This window comes from Streptomyces sp. NRRL S-378 (assembly GCF_000720645.1).
Classification (GTDB): Bacteria; Actinomycetota; Actinomycetes; order Streptomycetales; family Streptomycetaceae; genus Streptomyces.
The window spans coordinates 18,712-33,815 of record NZ_JOBX01000042.1 but is presented as its reverse complement, the minus strand read 5'-3'; the positions used below and the strand labels follow the sequence as shown (position 1 = coordinate 33,815).

13 protein-coding genes and 2 tRNA genes are annotated in these 15,104 nt (G+C 72.5%); 6 read left to right on the top strand and 9 right to left on the bottom strand.

Annotated elements, in window-relative coordinates; translation table 11 throughout:
* Positions 1-93: 93 nt before the first annotated feature.
* On the top strand, positions 94-1,077 hold the full coding sequence (locus IH80_RS0126130; protein ID WP_030963744.1) for an aldo/keto reductase: 984 nt from the start codon (positions 94-96) through the stop codon (positions 1,075-1,077).
* Positions 1,074-3,446 carry an ATP-binding domain-containing protein gene (locus IH80_RS0126125; protein ID WP_051809938.1) on the top strand — a complete coding sequence of 791 codons (2,373 nt, stop codon included), beginning with the start codon at positions 1,074-1,076 and terminating at the stop codon, positions 3,444-3,446. Before IH80_RS0126130 ends, IH80_RS0126125 begins: the two co-directional genes overlap by 4 nt.
* A 72-nt stretch (positions 3,447-3,518) precedes the next feature.
* Here IH80_RS0126125 and IH80_RS0126120 read toward each other — a convergent pair whose 3' ends face one another.
* On the bottom strand, positions 3,519-4,205 hold the full coding sequence (locus tag IH80_RS0126120) for a hypothetical protein (RefSeq protein WP_037881142.1): 687 nt from the start codon (positions 4,203-4,205) through the stop codon (positions 3,519-3,521).
* A gap of 47 nt (positions 4,206-4,252) precedes the next feature.
* Here IH80_RS0126120 and IH80_RS0126115 point away from each other — a divergent pair, with 47 nt between their 5' ends.
* A complete protein-coding gene (locus IH80_RS0126115; protein WP_030037337.1) occupies positions 4,253-4,441 on the top strand; it encodes a DUF5703 family protein in 189 nt (62 codons plus the stop codon).
* 40 nt (positions 4,442-4,481) lie between these two features.
* On the opposite strand, the gene IH80_RS47210 is transcribed toward IH80_RS0126115, so the two are convergent.
* The 3 genes from IH80_RS47210 to IH80_RS0126100 form a co-directional block, all read right to left on the bottom strand.
* The gene (locus IH80_RS47210) at positions 4,482-5,306 is read right to left on the bottom strand and encodes a chaplin (RefSeq protein ID WP_051809936.1); all 825 of its coding nucleotides are present in this window, start codon (positions 5,304-5,306) and stop codon (positions 4,482-4,484) included.
* A 158-nt stretch (positions 5,307-5,464) separates the two neighbouring features.
* The gene (chpH, locus tag IH80_RS0126105) at positions 5,465-5,698 is read right to left on the bottom strand and encodes a chaplin ChpH (protein ID WP_030963738.1); all 234 of its coding nucleotides are present in this window, start codon (positions 5,696-5,698) and stop codon (positions 5,465-5,467) included.
* A gap of 131 nt (positions 5,699-5,829) precedes the next feature.
* Entirely contained in the window at positions 5,830-7,155 is a 1,326-nt protein-coding gene (locus IH80_RS0126100) for a M20/M25/M40 family metallo-hydrolase (RefSeq protein ID WP_030963735.1), read from the bottom strand.
* Between the two features lie 43 nt (positions 7,156-7,198).
* On the opposite strand from IH80_RS0126100, the gene IH80_RS0126095 reads away from it, so the two are divergent.
* Positions 7,199-7,286 (top strand) — tRNA-Leu (locus IH80_RS0126095).
* A gap of 45 nt (positions 7,287-7,331) precedes the next feature.
* Positions 7,332-7,419: transfer RNA gene (locus IH80_RS0126090), tRNA-Leu, on the top strand.
* An 80-nt stretch (positions 7,420-7,499) separates the two neighbouring features.
* On the opposite strand, the gene IH80_RS0126085 is transcribed toward IH80_RS0126090, so the two are convergent.
* The 5 genes from IH80_RS0126085 to IH80_RS0126065 all read right to left on the bottom strand — a co-directional run bounded on the left by IH80_RS0126085 (position 7,500) and on the right by IH80_RS0126065 (position 14,274).
* On the bottom strand, positions 7,500-8,954 hold the full coding sequence (locus IH80_RS0126085; protein WP_234432389.1) for a hypothetical protein: 1,455 nt from the start codon (positions 8,952-8,954) through the stop codon (positions 7,500-7,502).
* A gap of 34 nt (positions 8,955-8,988) precedes the next feature.
* Positions 8,989-9,933, bottom strand: a complete 945-nt coding sequence (locus tag IH80_RS0126080) for a phosphotransferase enzyme family protein (protein ID WP_030963733.1) — start codon at positions 9,931-9,933, stop codon at positions 8,989-8,991.
* Positions 9,934-10,065: 132 nt separating this feature from the next.
* Complete coding sequence (locus tag IH80_RS0126075; protein ID WP_030963732.1) at positions 10,066-11,505, bottom strand: amino acid permease; 1,440 nt, start codon at positions 11,503-11,505, stop codon at positions 10,066-10,068.
* A 209-nt stretch (positions 11,506-11,714) separates the two neighbouring features.
* Positions 11,715-13,259: an APC family permease gene (locus tag IH80_RS0126070; protein ID WP_030963731.1), complete on the bottom strand. Its 1,545-nt coding sequence runs from the start codon at positions 13,257-13,259 to the stop codon at positions 11,715-11,717.
* 67 nt (positions 13,260-13,326) lie between these two features.
* Entirely contained in the window at positions 13,327-14,274 is a 948-nt protein-coding gene (locus IH80_RS0126065) for a hypothetical protein (protein WP_030963729.1), read from the bottom strand.
* A 402-nt stretch (positions 14,275-14,676) separates the two neighbouring features.
* Here IH80_RS0126065 and IH80_RS0126060 point away from each other — a divergent pair, with 402 nt between their 5' ends.
* A complete protein-coding gene (locus IH80_RS0126060) occupies positions 14,677-15,102 on the top strand; it encodes an ASCH domain-containing protein (RefSeq protein WP_030963727.1) in 426 nt (141 codons plus the stop codon).
* Positions 15,103-15,104: the final 2 nt, after the last annotated feature.

Here is a 15,104-nt window from a genome sequence, read left to right as displayed (position 1 = left end):
CCCCTTACCGGTGTACCGATCAGTAACGTTGGTGTGCGGGGACTGTAGCGCGCCCGGGCGCTCCACGTCAGCGCCCCAGTAGTCTCAGCGCTCATGGAGCAGAGGCATCTCGGCCGCACCGGACTGCGCGTCTCCCGGATCGGCCTCGGCACCCTCACCTGGGGCCGCGACACCGGCGAGGAAGCCGCCGCCGAACAGGTGAAGACGTTCTGGGAGGCGGGCGGCACCCTCGTCGACACCGCCGACGTGTACGGCGGCGGGGAGGCGGAGTACCTCCTGGGGCGGCTGGTGGGCGGCCTCGTGCCGCGCCGGGACCTGGTCATCGCGACCAAGGCGGGCAGCGTCCGGGACCCGGACCGGCGCTTCGACGGCTCGCGCGGCCATCTCCTCGCGGCCCTCGACGACTCGCTGGACCGGCTCGGCACCGACTACGTCGACCTCTGGCAGGTGCACGCCTTCGATCCGGTGACCCCGGTGGAGGAGACCCTGCAGGCCCTCGACCTGGCGGTGAGCAGCGGCCGGGCCCGGTACGCCGGAGTGGCCGGCTTCTGCGGCTGGCAGCTGGCGAAAGCGGCGACCTGGCAGCTCGCGGCTCCCGGGGTACGGAGCCGGATCGCCTCGACGCAGATGGAGTACTCCCTGCTGCAGCGCGGCGTCGAGCGGGAGGTGCTGCCGGCCGCGCTGGACCTGGGGGTCGGCCTGCTGCCCTCGTCCCCGCTGGGGCGCGGAGTGCTGACGGGCAAGTACCGGGAGGGCACTCCGGCGGATTCCCGAGGCGCCTCGCCGGCCCTGTCCGCGCTGGTGGAGCCGTACCTGGACGACGCGGCGGCCGGGATCGTGGACGCGGTGGTGACGGCGGCGCAGGGCCTGGCCGTGACCCCGCTCCAGGTGGCGCTGGCGTGGGTCCGGGACCGGCCGGGGGTGGTCGCGCCGATCGTCGGCGCGCGGACGTCGGCGCAGCTCGCGGCGGCGTTGTCGGTGGAGGCGCTTAGTCTTCCCGAGGAGATCTGCCGGGCGCTGGACGACGTCTCGGCGCCGGAGCACCGCTATCCCGATCAGGACTGGAGCACGCTGTGAGCACGGACCGTCAGGCCGAAGCCGAAACCGCTGACGCGGAAGACCCGGCGGGGTCGCAGGCCGACCCGGACGGACCCGAAACCGATCCCGCCGGCGCGGAAGGCCTGGAGGGGGCGCAACCCGCTTCGGGCGAACCCGAGGCCGATGCCGCCGACGAGGCAGACCTGGAGGGGTCGCAGGCCGACCCGGACGGACCCGAAACCGATCCCGCCGGCGCGGAAGGCCTGGAGGGGGCGCAGCCCGCTTCGGGCGAACCCGAGGCCGATGCCGCCGACGAGGCAGACCTGGAGGGGGCGCAGCCCTCTTCGGGCGAGCCCGAGGCCGATGCCGCCGACGCGGAAGGCCTGGACGGGGCGCAGGGCGGGCCGGAGGCCGAGGGCGCAGCAGACGGGGGTGCCGAGCCCGCCGCAGGCGGCGGGCTCAGTGAGGCTCAGGCCGAGCTGGCCGCGCAGAAGGTCGAGCGGGAGCGGATCGCCCGCCGCAAGGCCGAACGGGAGCATCCCGTCGACGCCGGCGCCAAGCTCAGCGGGAAGGCCGCCGACCTGCTGGCCGCCGTACGGGCCGTGGAGAGCGGCGCGAAGCCCTCCGCCGTGTACTTCGACGACGCCCCGGCCGCGCCCCGCAAGGCGGCCCCCGCTCCCCCGGCACCCCGCCCGGCCGCTCCGGCGCCGAAGGCGGCCCCCGTACCCTCCGCCGACGCCGTCGACGGCGTACGGGCCGTCCTGGCCCGCGGTGGTGCTCCCGAGTCGCTGGCCGGTCCCGTGGCCGCGGCTCTGGGCGACGGCGCCGCCGAGGAGCTCGCGGAGAACCCGTGGCGGCTGCTGGCCGTACCCGCCGTACGGCCGACGCAGGCGGACGGCTTCGCCCGCGCGTTGCTGGGCGCCGGGGCCGGTCCCGGGGACGAGCGCCGTACGGCCGTCCTGGTGGGCTGGCTGCTGGACCAGGCCGGCCTGAAGGGCCACACCGCGCTGGAGGCCCCGGTCCTGGAGAAGGCCCTGGCCCAGTACGGCGTGCCCGATCCGGCCGAGGCGCTGCAACAGGCCATCGCGGAGGCGTCGGTACTGGTCTTCCACGAGCCCCTGGGCCCGCCGGTGGAGGAGGGCGAGGAGCAGCCGGTACGGATCCTCGTGGGCCTGGAGGGCGCCGCGATGGCCGAGGAGAGCCTGGCCGACGGCCTGGCCCGGCTGTCCGGCACCTTCGACGGGCCGGCGGACTGGGAGCAGGCCGCCTCGGCCGCGCCGGACCGGTCCTCGGGCGAGCTGATCCGCGCGGTCGCGGGCCACGGTCTGGTCACCCACACCGGTGGTGAGGCCGCCCGGGCCGAACCGCTCGCTCTGGCCGCGGCGGCCCGTGAGCTGGGCCTGCGCGTCTGCGTGGCCGCGCACGCGCCCGGCGCCGGCCCGGACGCGGTGACGGTGGCGGGCCTGCTCTCCGGCCTCGAGGGGCCCGGACGGGACGAGGACGGGCAGTTCGCGCTGGACCTGCTGGTCGTGCTGGACGCGCCGCAGCTGGACGTGGAGAGCGCGGCCGCGCTGGTCGAGGGCGTCCCGGACGGCGCCCGGCTGGTCCTGTCCGGCGACCCGGGAGTGCTCGGTTCCGCGGGGGCGGGGCGGGTCTTCGCCGATGTGCTGGCGGCGCGTACCTGCCCGCAGCTGGTCTCCCGTACCCCGGACCCGGGTCCCCTCGGCGAGCTGGTCGCGGGCGTGGGGATCGGGGAGCTGAACCAGGTCGACGCCCCCGGCAAGGAGGTCGTCATCGTCCCGGTGCAGGACGCGGGCGAGGCCGTGCACCGCGCCGTGCAGCTGGTGGCCGAGTCGGTGCCGCGGGCCTTCGGGGTCCCGGCGGACGGCGTTCAGGTGATCACCCCCGGGCACGGCGGCCCCGCGGGGACGCGGGCGTTGAACGCCGCGCTCAAGGAGCGGCTCAATCCCGGTCCCGGCCGGTTCGGCGGCTTCGACCCCGGCGACCGGGTGGTCCACGTGCCGTCCCCGGGGCGGGCCGTACCGGCCCGTGTGGTGTCGGCGGACGCGCAGGGGCTGCACCTGGAGCAGGCGGGCGCGCGGATCGTCGTACCGAAGGAACTCGTCGAGTCCCAGGTGCGGCACGGCTGGGCAGTGACGGCGCATCAGGCGGTGGGCTCGCGCTGGCCGGCGGTGGTCGTGGTCCTGCCGGGTGACGCGGCGCAGGCCCTGTCCCGGGACTGGGTCTACACGGCGTTCGGGCGGGCCGCTCGGCACCTGTCGGTGGTGCACGGCGTCGACCAGGCGCTGCCGCGCGCGGTCGCCGAGGTGCTGCCGAAGCCGCGGACGACGCGGCTGACGGGTCTGCTGAAGGCCCTCGCGGCGGCGGGCGGGCAGCCGGAGCAGTAGGCGGCCGTGGCCTCCCGCCCCGAGGGGCGGGAGGCCACGGATGCCGGGCCGCGCCGGTGCGCGGTCACGGTGTCAGGCGGGGGTCAGTCCCGGCCGGGCGGTCCGGCCCCCGTCCCGGTCCTCGTCCTGCGCCTGTTCCTCGGTGTCGTCGAACTCGTCCGTCTCCTCGTCGAAGACGGAACTGACGTCGAAGCGGTGCAGCACGTCCTGCGGGTCGATGTGCCCGAAGGGCGAGCCCAGCCACTCCCCCGGTTCCGCCATCTCCTCCGAGGCGGAGATCCAGAGCGTGGAGTCGCCCTCCTCCAGCCCGAAGTCCTTGGAGCGGGCGGCGATCTCGTCGGGTTCGTACTCCCCGAAGAGCACGCCGAGGGCGTCCGCGGTGCCGCCGTCGTGGGCGAAGTCGGCGTCCAGGTCGTGCGCGGCGACCCGCTCGGCCTGCGCGATCAGCCGCGCCGGTTCGACGACGGCGTAGTCGCGCCGGATGAGCACGCTGAAGGCTGCGGGTTCGGCGGGGCCGGTGTACGGGACGCCGTCCTCGGGCGTCGGGATCTCGAAGGGCGTGACCTCGTCGTAGCGGTCGTAGAGGAGTTCGTCGTACTCCTCGGCGGCGGCGGCGAGTTCGTTGAAGGCGGCGTAGACGTCCGGATCCTCGTCCCCGATCCTGCGCTCGACCGCGGCGAGGTGGCGGTCGATCGCGTCCTTGACCGCCTCGGCGGCGGCGCGGACCTCGGCAACAGTGGGCAGAGCGGCATCAGACATAGAGCAGACGCTATCCGTAGCAGGGCTGTGCCCGCACAATAGATGCGATGCCGGAATACGAATTTGTCGACGTGTACGTGCCCCGCGGGGTTCCTCGCAAGGAGGCCACCCGCCTGCTGACCGACCATGCCGAGTACGGGAACTGGGAGATCGACCGGCTGAGCCTGCACCGGGACGGCAGCCGCCGCGTGCGGCTGCGCCGCCGGATCATCCGTCAGGTCCGCGCCACCTGGTGAACGCGGGCCCCGGGGGCGGGGCCCGCGTGGTGAGCGTCCGTCAGGCGGCGTTCCTGGAGCGCCGGTAGAGCACGGTGCCGGCGAGCAGCAGGCCACCCGCGATGGGGAGGCCGGCGGTCAGGACGTCGCCGGACCCGGTCGCGGCGAGACCGGGGTTCACCCCGATGCCGGTGCCGGTGCCGGTTCCCGTACCGGGAGTACCCGTACCCGGGTTGGCCGGGGTGCCGGGGTTACCCGGGGTGCCAGGCGTACCGGGGTTGCCCGGGGTGCCGGGGTTACCCGGATTCCCAGGGTTGCCGGGGTTGCCCGGGGTGCCGGGGTTCCCCGGGTTGCCGGGGTTGCCGGGGTTCCCCGGATTCCCGGGGTTACCCGGGTTGCCAGGGTTGCCCGGGTTCCCGGGGTTACCCGGGGTGCCAGGATTCCCCGGATTTCCGGGGTTCCCGGGGTTCCCGGGGTTCCCGGGGTTGCCGGGGTTCCCGGGGTTGCCCGGGTGGTCGTCGCACGGTTCATCGTCGCCCGGGTTACCCGGGTTACCCGGGTTCCCGGGGTGGCCGGGATTCCCGGGGTGACCCGGGTTGCTCGGGTGACCGGGGTGGCCCGGCTTGCCGTGGCCCGAGCCGTTGGCGCAGTGGTTCCCGAAGGCCGGGTTGAGGCCCCCCACCACCGTCACCGTGTTCCCGCAGGCGTTCACGGGCGCGTCCACGGGCGCCTGCACGGTGTTCCCGGACAGCAGGCCCGGGGAGTTCTTCGCATGCCCCGAAGCGCCGGAATCCGCGTGTGCGTGGCCCCCGGCCAGCGCGAGGACACCCCCCGCGGCAGCCATGGTGATCAGGGTCTTCCTGGTGACCTGTGCCGGTCGTCGCATCTGTACTCGTCCCCTGGTGTGTACGTGTCGGGCGGGCGCTCGGAGGCCCGGCCGTCCAGGCTCCCCCGCCTGGTACTCCGAAAAGTGGTTCCGGGCCGTAAAAGCCCGGTGGCCCCGGAGCGCTGGATTGCGCTCCGGGGCCGAAGACTTCAGACGCGTCAGGCGTTGACGCAGGTGTTGCCGAAGGCCGGGTTCAGCAGGCCGATGACGGACACGGTGTTGCCGCAGACGTTCACCGGGATGTGGACCGGGACCTGGACGACGTTGCCGGACAGGACACCCGGGGAGCCGATGGCCGCACCCTGGGCACCCGCGTCGGCGACGGCCAGACCCGCACCCGCGAGAACCAGACCACCGGTGGCAGCCGCAGCGGCGACAACCTTCTTGAGCATTGTTCCTCCTAGTAGGCAAAGTGCGGTCCCAGCCGCGGACCGCACCACCTGTAACGAGGAGGGATCACCAGGGCTACGAGCGTATGAGTGCATTCACTCTTCTCAGTGGAATGCGCACACCTTCTCGAATCTCAGGCGTTGTCGATGAACCGGTCGAGCACGCGCACCCCGAACTTCAGCCCTTCCACCGGCACCCGCTCGTCCACGCCGTGGAACATCCCCGCGAAGTCCAGCTCCGGCGGCAGCTGCAGCGGCGCGAAGCCGAAGCAGCGGATGCCGAGGTCGTCGAAGGACTTCGCGTCCGTACCGCCCGAGAGCATGTACGGGACCGCCCGCGCGATCGGGTCCTCCGCCTTCAGGGCGCCCTGCATCGCCTCGACCAGCCGGCCGTCGAAGTCCGTCTCCAGCGCCTTGTCGCCGTGCACGTCCTCCCGCTTCACGCGGGGGCCGAGGATGCGGTCGAGGTCGGCGAAGAACTCGTCCTCGTAACCCGGCAGGAAACGACCGTCGACGTGGGCCGTCGCCTGGCCCGGGATGACGTTGACCTTGTAGCCGGCGCCGAGCATCGTCGGGGCCGCCGAGTTCCGCAGGGTCGCGCCGACCATCTTGGCGATGCCGCCGAGCTTGGCGAGCGTGGCGTCCATGTTGTCCGGGTCCAGGGGGGTGCCGAGCGCGTCCGACAGCTCGTCCAGGAAGGACCGTACGGTCTTGGTCACGCGCACCGGCCACTGGTGGCGGCCGAGCCGGCCCACGGCCTCGCACAGCTCCGTGATGGCGTTGTCGTTGTTGGTCATGGAGCCGTGGCCCGCGGTGCCCTCCACCGTGAGCCGCATCCAGTGCATGCCCTTCTGGGCGGTCTCCACGAGGTAGAGCCGGAGGTTCTCGTTCACGGTGAAGGAGAACCCGCCGACCTCGCCGATCGCCTCCGTGACGCCCTCGAACAGCCCCGGGTGCTTGTCGACGAGGTGGCGGGCCCCGTAGATGCCGCCCGCCTCCTCGTCGGCGAGGAAGGCCAGCACGATGTCCCGCGGGGGCTTGCGGCCGCTGCGCATCCGGTCGCGGACGACGGCCAGCGTCATCGCGTCCATGTCTTTCATGTCGACGGCGCCGCGGCCCCACACGCAGCCGTCGGCGATCTCGCCCGCGAACGGGTCGTACGTCCAGTCCGCCGCATTGGCCGGAACCACGTCGGTGTGCCCGTGGATCAGCAGCGCGGGCCGCGAGGGGTCCTCCCCCTCGATCCGCGCCACCGTCGAGGCGCGGCCCTTGTGCGATTCGAAGATCTGCGGCTCCAGCCCGACCTCGGCGAGCTTCTCGGCGACCCACTCCGCCGCCTTGCGCTCCCCGGGGCCCGAGTGGTCTCCGTAGTTGCTGGTGTCGATCCGGATGAGGTCCCGGCAGAGGTCGACGACCTCGTCCTCGCCGGAGACGGTCTTGCCCGCGCTCGCCTGGCTCACGCTGCTTCCTCCCACTGATCCACTCAGTACCGGCACACACCCGGTCCGGGTGGCGGAATGGCAGACGCGCTAGCTTGAGGTGCTAGTGCCCTTTATCGGGCGTGGGGGTTCAAGTCCCCCCTCGGACACCAACAGGAGGACCCCGCTTCGGCGGGGTCCTCCTTCGCACACACCCGGTCCGGGTGGCGGAATGGCAGACGCGCTAGCTTGAGGTGCTAGTGCCCTTTATCGGGCGTGGGGGTTCAAGTCCCCCCTCGGACACCACGGCGAGAGGCCGGTCAGGAGAAATCCCGACCGGCCTCTCGTGCGTTCGGCCGCGTTGCCGCACGTACCCCCACCCACACTCAGGGTGAGGGTTGGGCGGGCCGGGGCGACTCGTCCCGGGCGCCCGGGGCGTCCGCGCTTCGTGATCGCGGAACCGTGGGGGGCCGACCGTCGAGGAGCGCCGTACCCAGCTCAGCGGCCAGCAGCCTGTGTGTCCCGTGCCAGGTGGGAGCGGGTGCCGCGAACCGGCGCAGGGCCGCCCGGTCGACGGCGTGCAGGACGCTGTACACCAGGAAGCCCAGCACGAGCACGGTGGCGATGAGTCCGTAGATCGGCACGTAAGCCGGGTCGAACATGGAGCGCCCTTCATCGACTTCCCTTGCGTTGATGCCGAAGAAGGCGAAGAGCAGACCCAGTGTCGCCGTGATGGTCGTGATGAATGTGACGGCTACGACGGTCCGCACCCGCCGTCGGTCCGCGGCGCGGAGTTCCGTCGATTCGACCGACGTGAGTTCGGCTGCCGTGGCGTTGCCGAGGCGCTGGAGCGTCTGGCTGACGGCTTCCGCGCGCGCGATGAGCCCCATGGCCTCGTAGAGGGCCGAGTGATAGGCGGTGGGGCGCAGAGAAGGGATGAGGGTGGCGAGGTCGGCGGGTATTTCGACGCTGTAGCCGAGTTCCAGTTCCAGGTGCCCCTGGGCCGTGGTGATCCTCTCCAGGAGGGTCCGCCGATCGAGCGGAGAGGCATCCCCGTCGGGGCGTGCGCGGAATCGGCGTGCGTACGATTCCGCCAGCACGCGGATCTCGCGGAGACGGGCGGCAGAGGCGACGGCCTGGACGGCCGAGAGGAATGCGGCGTTCTCCACGTAGTCCTGGTGGCCGGTCAGCAGACTCACGTAGGGGCCCAGGACTCCCGAGGTGGTCGGGCGCCGGTTGAGCTCGTCGGGCGCGCACAGCGGGTCCAGTCCCGGCCGGACGGGGAGGTCGGCCCGGTAGATGATCCGTTGCGCGGTGTCGGACGTCGGGACGTCGCTCGCCGAGGGGGACGCCTGGAAGACGAGCTGATGCCTTTCGGGCAGAAGTCCCGAGGGGACCGTTCCGATCCGGGCGGCCGCCAGCTGCTCGACGTCCTCACCCCCGAAGGTGACCTCGGCGTAGTACAGGTCCTCGAGGAGCGGAATGCACCCCAGGAGCGGCGCGGCGACGTCGAGGGTCAGGGCCAGCACGATCTGGCCGGACGGCGCCGCGAACTGCCAGAGGGTGGCTGCCGCCGGCGGACCCTGCCCGGCGGCCCGCCACCGGCGCGCGTCGAAGAGGGCCGGGTCCAGGCGCCCGCTCTGCAGGACGCGCGGCAGCTGGTCGGCATGACGGTCGTAGGCCGCGGCGAGACGCCCCAGGTTCAGCAGCGCGGACGGGCGCAGGGACGCGACCTCACCGTCGCCCCCGTCACCCATGTCGGGGGCGTAGGTCCAGGAGGTGGCGTACACCGTGGTCAGCCTGGTGCCGAGGCGCGAGACGTACGGGTCGAACGGCGCCATGACCTCCGGGGAAGCCGCCGGTTCCGGTCCGCGCTCAGAGGGCGTGCCAGCGGGCGACATGGTCCCCCTCTCGCAACGAGGTCATCCGGATGGCGAACTCCTCCGCGGCCGCGGCCGAGTGGGGGACGTTCTGCATGAGCCAGGTCGTCATGCCGAGTTCGCGCACCGTGCGCAGCAGCCGGTACTCGTCCCGTCGGGTGACGTCCGCCCCGTACAGGGCGCAGAACTCGTCGTACTCGGAAGGCGCCAGGCCGAACCGGTCCACGGCTGTCGCAGTGGGGAGCAGGTCCCAGCTGCGCGGGCCGAGCGCCACGGCCTCGTAGTCGATCAGCAGCACCCGGCCACCGTCGCGCAGGAGGTTGCCCCTGTGCGCATCGCCGTGGACGAGTCCGACGTCGGGATCGGAGGCGACCAGGTCACGGAAGGCGGCGTCGTTCGCGTCGCAGGCCGCTGTGAGGAAAGCGAGGTCCTTCTCGGACACCGTCGTATCCGATCCGCCGGCGCCTGGCGCTCCGGCGGTACGGAGCCGCTCGCGCATGACCGGAAAGGGGTCAAGGGCCGGAAGTGGGAAGTCGGGGGCGGGCAGCGCGTGCAGATCGCGCAGGAGCGCGGCGAGATCCGCCAGCCCGGGTTCGGGATCCGTGGGTGCCACGTACTCCCAAAAGGTGACCAACCGGCCGTCCGCCGGTAACGGCTGGGGGATTTCGTCGCGGGGCGGCAGGCCGGGGAAGCCCTGTTCGAGCAGCCATCGGGCGGTGGCGAGCTCCTTCTGGACCTTGTCCCGCGCGGTGTCGGAACGAGCGACCCGGTAGACGAGGCCCTGCGCGGGGCTGGCGAAGAGGGCGTTCTCCCCCAGCCGGAGCAAGCGCAGATCGTGGGGGTGTGGGGCGCCGGCGTCGCGGACGGCCTCCAGTACGGCGCGCGCGGCCGCTGATTCGGTGAACGGGCTTTTACCTGCGGGAAGTTGAGATCGGCTCATAGCCGCATCAGCTTCACGAGCCCGCGAAGGGGTGTCAAGGGCGCCACTCCCCCGCCGAGCGGAGCCGGGGCGGATGCACTGGACCCCGCGCCGATACGGTGCGGGGTCCAGGGGACTGCGGGGGTGCCGGGGTCAGTCTCGGGTGGCGGCCAGTTCGGCCACTCGGCCGCGGACCAGGAACCAGCCGCCCACCAGCGCGGCGGCGATGACGGGGACGAGCATGACCGTGGTGCGGCCGACGCCGCCGTCGCTCCACATGAGGACCAGGACCGTGGCGAGGAAGACCAGGGTCACGATCTGGGTGTAGGGGGCCCAGGGCAGGCGGTAGGACGGGCGGGAGACCAGGCCCTTCTTCGAGCGGTGCCAGAAGAACAGCGAGCAGAGCATGACCATGCCCCAGGTGCCGAGGATGCCGATGGAGGCGAGGTTGAGGACGATCTCGAAGGCCTCGCCGGGCATCCAGTAGTTCAGGCCGACGCCGGCGACGCCGAACGCGGCGGTGAACAGGACGCCGCCGTAGGGGACCTTGCCCTTGTTCATGACGCCGGTGAACTTCGGGGCGGAGCCGGACAGGGCCATCGAGCGCAGGATGCGGCCGGTGGAGTACAGGCCGGAGTTCAGCGAGGAGAGGGCGGCGGTCAGGACGACCAGGTTCATGATGCCCGCGGTGCCGGGGATGCCCAGCTTGTCGAAGACGGTCACGAACGGGGACTGGTCGGCGGAGTAGGCGGTGTACGGGAGCAGCAGGGCCAGCAGGACGACCGAGCCGACGTAGAAGACGCCGACGCGCCACATGATGGAGTTGATCGCCTTCGGCATGATCTTCTCCGGGTTCTCGGTCTCGCCCGCGGCGACGCCGCACAGCTCGACGGAGGCGTACGCGAAGACGACGCCCTGGACGACCAGGAGCATCGGGAGGACGCCGGAGGGGAACAGGCCGCCGTTGTCGGTGATGGTGGCGAGGCCCGGGGTGTGGCCGTCGATCGGGTGGCTGGTGGCGACCAGGTAGATGGCGACCAGCATGAAGATCACCAGGGCGCTGACCTTGACGATGGAGAACCAGAACTCCATCTCGCCGAAGTACTTCACCGAGATCAGGTTGGCGGTGAGGACGATGGCGAGGGCGATGAACGCGAGGACCCACTGGGGTACGTCGGTGAACGCGGACCAGTAGTGGGCGAACACGGCGGCGGCCGTGATGTCGGCCACGGTGGTGGTGGACCAGTTCAGGAAGTACAGCCAGCCGGCGGTGTACGCGCCCTTCTCGCCCATGAACTCGCGGGCGTAGGAGACGAAGGCGCCGGAGGAGGGCCGGTAGAGGACGAGCTCGCCGAGGGCCCGGACCACGAAGAAGGCGAAGACGCCGCACACGGCGTAGGCGATCGCGAGGGAGGGGCCGGCGCCGGCGAGGCGGCCGCCCGCGCCGAGGAACAGGCCGGTGCCTATCGCTCCGCCGATCGCGATCATGTTGATGTGGCGGGACTTGAGGTCCTTGCTGTAACCCTCGTCACCGGCGTCGACATGGCGGGAGGACGCCGGGGCGGGTGCCTCGGTCAAGGTGCGGTCACTCATCTACGACTTCGCCTTCGTGGGTGGGACAGGCAGCCCGGACGGCCTCGCAGGGGAGCTGGGTGATGTCCCCTGTGACGCGTTCCGGGTGTTTTGATCGCCATAGGAGACCACGAGGCTCTGCCAGCCGCCAAAATCGCCCCCTGCACGCCGAAGCCCCCGACGACCTTGGAAACGGGCGTCGGGGGCTTCGTAGAGCCTCGAAAGCGAGGTCAGTCGGCGGGTGTGACATCGGCCGCCTGATCGAGGCGGAAGGCCTCGTTGCCGAGTCCGATGCGGGCGTGGACCTCGGGGCGGCTGCGGCGCAGGAGCACCCCGTACAGCAGCCCGCCGACGACGGCGGCGCCGATGATGCCGGGCAGGACCCAGCTGAGGGCGGAGCCCTTACCGGCTCCGACGAGGACGCCGAAGTCCTTGACGGTGTAGCCGGCGATGGCGAGCAGGGCGAGGCCCGCGGCGCCGGCCGCGACGAGCCGCCAGACCTGGGCCCCGGCGGTGCCGCGCCGGACGAAGAAGGCGATCACGGCGAAGGAGGCGGCGGCCATGAGGAGTGTCACACCGAGGGCGCCGACGCTGCCCATCCAGGTGAACAGGTGCAGGACGGGGGCGGTGGGGTCGCCGGCCGGGAGGTCGTCGGTGACCGCGAAGGCGAGGACGACGAGGGTCGCGATGCCGGTCTGGAGCAGCGAGCCGGTGGCGGGGGCGCCGGTGCCGGCGTTGGTGCGGCCGAAGGCGGCCGGGAGCAGGCCCTCGCGGCCCATGGCGAAGGCGTAGCGGGCGACGACGTTGTGGAAGCTGAGCATGGCGGCGAACATGCCGGTCACGAACAGGACGTGCAGGACGTCGGTGAAGGCGGTGCCGAGGCGGGCCTCGGTCAGCTGGAAGAGCAGGCCGGGACCGGCCTCTCCGGCCGTCTTGACGACCTCGCCGGGACCGGTGGCGACGGTGAGGGCCCACGCGCTGAAGGCGAAGAAGAGGGCGACGAAGCCGACCGCGAGGAACATCACGCGGGAGACGACGATGTGCGGCCTGCTGGTCTCCTCGGCGTACACCGGGGACTGCTCGAAGCCGACGAAGGCGGCGATGCAGAAGCACAGGGCGGTGCCGAGGCCGGCTCCGCCGAGGGTCTCGGGGTTGAAGGCGTGGAGCGAGAGGCCTTCGGGGCCGGGCTCGGTGAGGGCCGCGGCGTCGAAGACGACGACCAGGGCGCACTCGATCAGGAGGAGGACGCCGAGGACCTTGGCGTTGAGGTCGATCTTGAGCCAGCCGAGCGCGCCGGTGACGGCGACGGCGAGCAGGGCGGGGATCCACCAGGCGAGCTCGATGTCCAGGTAGGTGGCGAAGAGGCCGGAGATCTCGAAGCCGAGGATGCCGTAGACGCCGACCTGCATGGCGCTGTACGCGACGAGGGCGACGAGTGAGGCGGCGGCGCCCGCGGTGGGGCCGAGGCCGCGGGCGATGTAGGCGTAGAAGGCGCCGGCGTTGTGGACGTGGCGGCTCATCTCGGCGTAGCCGACGCTGAACAGCGCGAGGACGAGGCCCAGGATGACGAAGAGCAGGGGCTGTCCGACGACGCCCATCAGGCCGAAGGTCGTGGGCATGACACCCGCGACCACCATGAGGGGTGCGCTCGCGGCGAGTACGGAGAGCAGCAGGCCCGCGGTGCCGAGGCGGTCGGCGCGCAGTGCGCGGTCCTGGCCCTTGTAGGTGCGTATCTCGGCCGGCTCCTGGAGCGTGGTGGATCTGCCCGTCGGCATGGCGGCGTCCTTTCGGGGGCGCGGTTCTTTCGGGGGCGGATGGGGGTGAGAGGGGTTGTGCGGGGGGTCAGGCGGTCCCGAGTGCGACGTTGCGCGCTGCGAGGAAGGCCTTCTGCGGGTCCCGGTCGGGATAGGACCAGGGGGCGCGGGTGGCGTGGCTGCCGATGCGGTGGAAGAGCGCGGCGGCCTCGGCGGGGCGGCCCTCGCAGAGTTTGGCGTGGGCGAGGAAGTTGAGGTCGACCCGGTTGCGGGGGTGGTCGTCGCGCTCCCACTCCAGCCACCAGTCGAAGGCGGAGCGCAGGACCTGGCGGGCGCGGCGGCCCTCCCAGTGCACGGCGGCCGCCTCGGGGGTGTGGCCCTGCGTGGCGGCGAGCACCCGGTAGCGCTCGGCGTGCGCGACGACGGGGAGCACCGCCAGCGGTGAGTCGGCCGGGGACTCCTCGGCGGCCCAGGCCGCGAAGTCGTAGACCTCGTGGAGCGGGCCCTGGCCGGGGCTGAGGGTACGTTCGGCCAGCCTGGCCACCATGAGGTGGTGGGCGTGGTGGTGCTCGCGGTGGCGGGCCCGGACCTGGTCGAAGTGGCGGCTGAACTCCTCCTCGGTACCGAAGGCGCGGGAGAGCAGGAGCAGTCCGAGCCAGGGCGTGGGGTCGTCGGGGAGCAGGGCGGCGGCCCGGCGGCAGGCCTCCTCGGCCGCGGCCGGGGTGCCCTTGTGGCGCAGGGCGCCGAAGACGGCGGCGCAGGCGAGGAGGGTGGCGGCGTCGGCGCTGTCCGGTTCGGCGAGCAGCCACTCGCGGGCCCAGGCGGTGGCCGCCGGGGTCTGGGCGAGGACGACGACGCGGTGGCCCCGGCGGTCCCAGTCGTCGCCGGTGCCGACGAGGAGGGAACGGACCCTGGCCCAGCGTCCCTGGGTGAACTGGGTGCGTACGTCGATGAGTTCGGCGTCGCAGAGGGCCGGGTCGAAGAGCTGGGCGTCCCGCTTGCGGGCGCGGCCGAGGGGCGGCGGAGGCGGGGACATCCGCGGGTTTCCCTCCAGGACGCGGGCGGACGGGGGATCGGGGTCGGTGGCGGCCGTGGCGCGCGCAGGGCGCACGCGCGCGGCCGGTGGGGCGGGCGGTCGGGCCGGGTTCCGGGGATCGTGCCGGTGGAGTTCGTGAGGAGCTCGGCGGAAGCCCCTGTGGAACTCCGGAGGAACTCCGGTGGAAGTGCGGTGGAACGCGAGGGGTCGCCGGGGACACGGGCGGAATTCGGTCGGAACTCCGGTACGCACTCCGGTGATCACGCACAGCAAAGCGGTACGCGCAGCTCCGAGTCAAGGTCCAGTCCACTGCGTGGCGGGTTTCAACTGCTCTGAGGGCCGTGCCAGTTGGCCCGCGATATCCGTTCCGCGCCGTCGCGGGCCGCGCCCTGGGGTGGCCGTATGACCGAATATGACGATCTTCCCCCGTACCTCCTGGGGTTCCCCGGCCCGTTGCGCGACCAGTTGGTCGCGGCCGTGCTGAGCGGGGCGAAGACCAGCACCACCGGCCTGCTCGCCGAGTACGAGGCGGAGCGGGAACCGCTGCCGGAGCCCGGCTCCCGGTCCCTGCTGGTCGACTCCGACGAGCGCGGGGTGGCGGTGGTGGAGGTGACGGCCGTGGAGGTGCTGCGGCTCGCCGATGTCACGCTGGAGCACGCGCTCGACGAGGGGGAGGGGTACGCGTCGGTGGCCGAATGGCGTACGGCACATGAGGAGTTCTGGCACAGCGGGCCGGTGCGGACGGTGATCGGCGACCCGGGGTTCACGGTCGACGACGACACCCTCGTCATCGCGGAACGGTTCCGGATCACCGAGCGCCTGGCCTGACG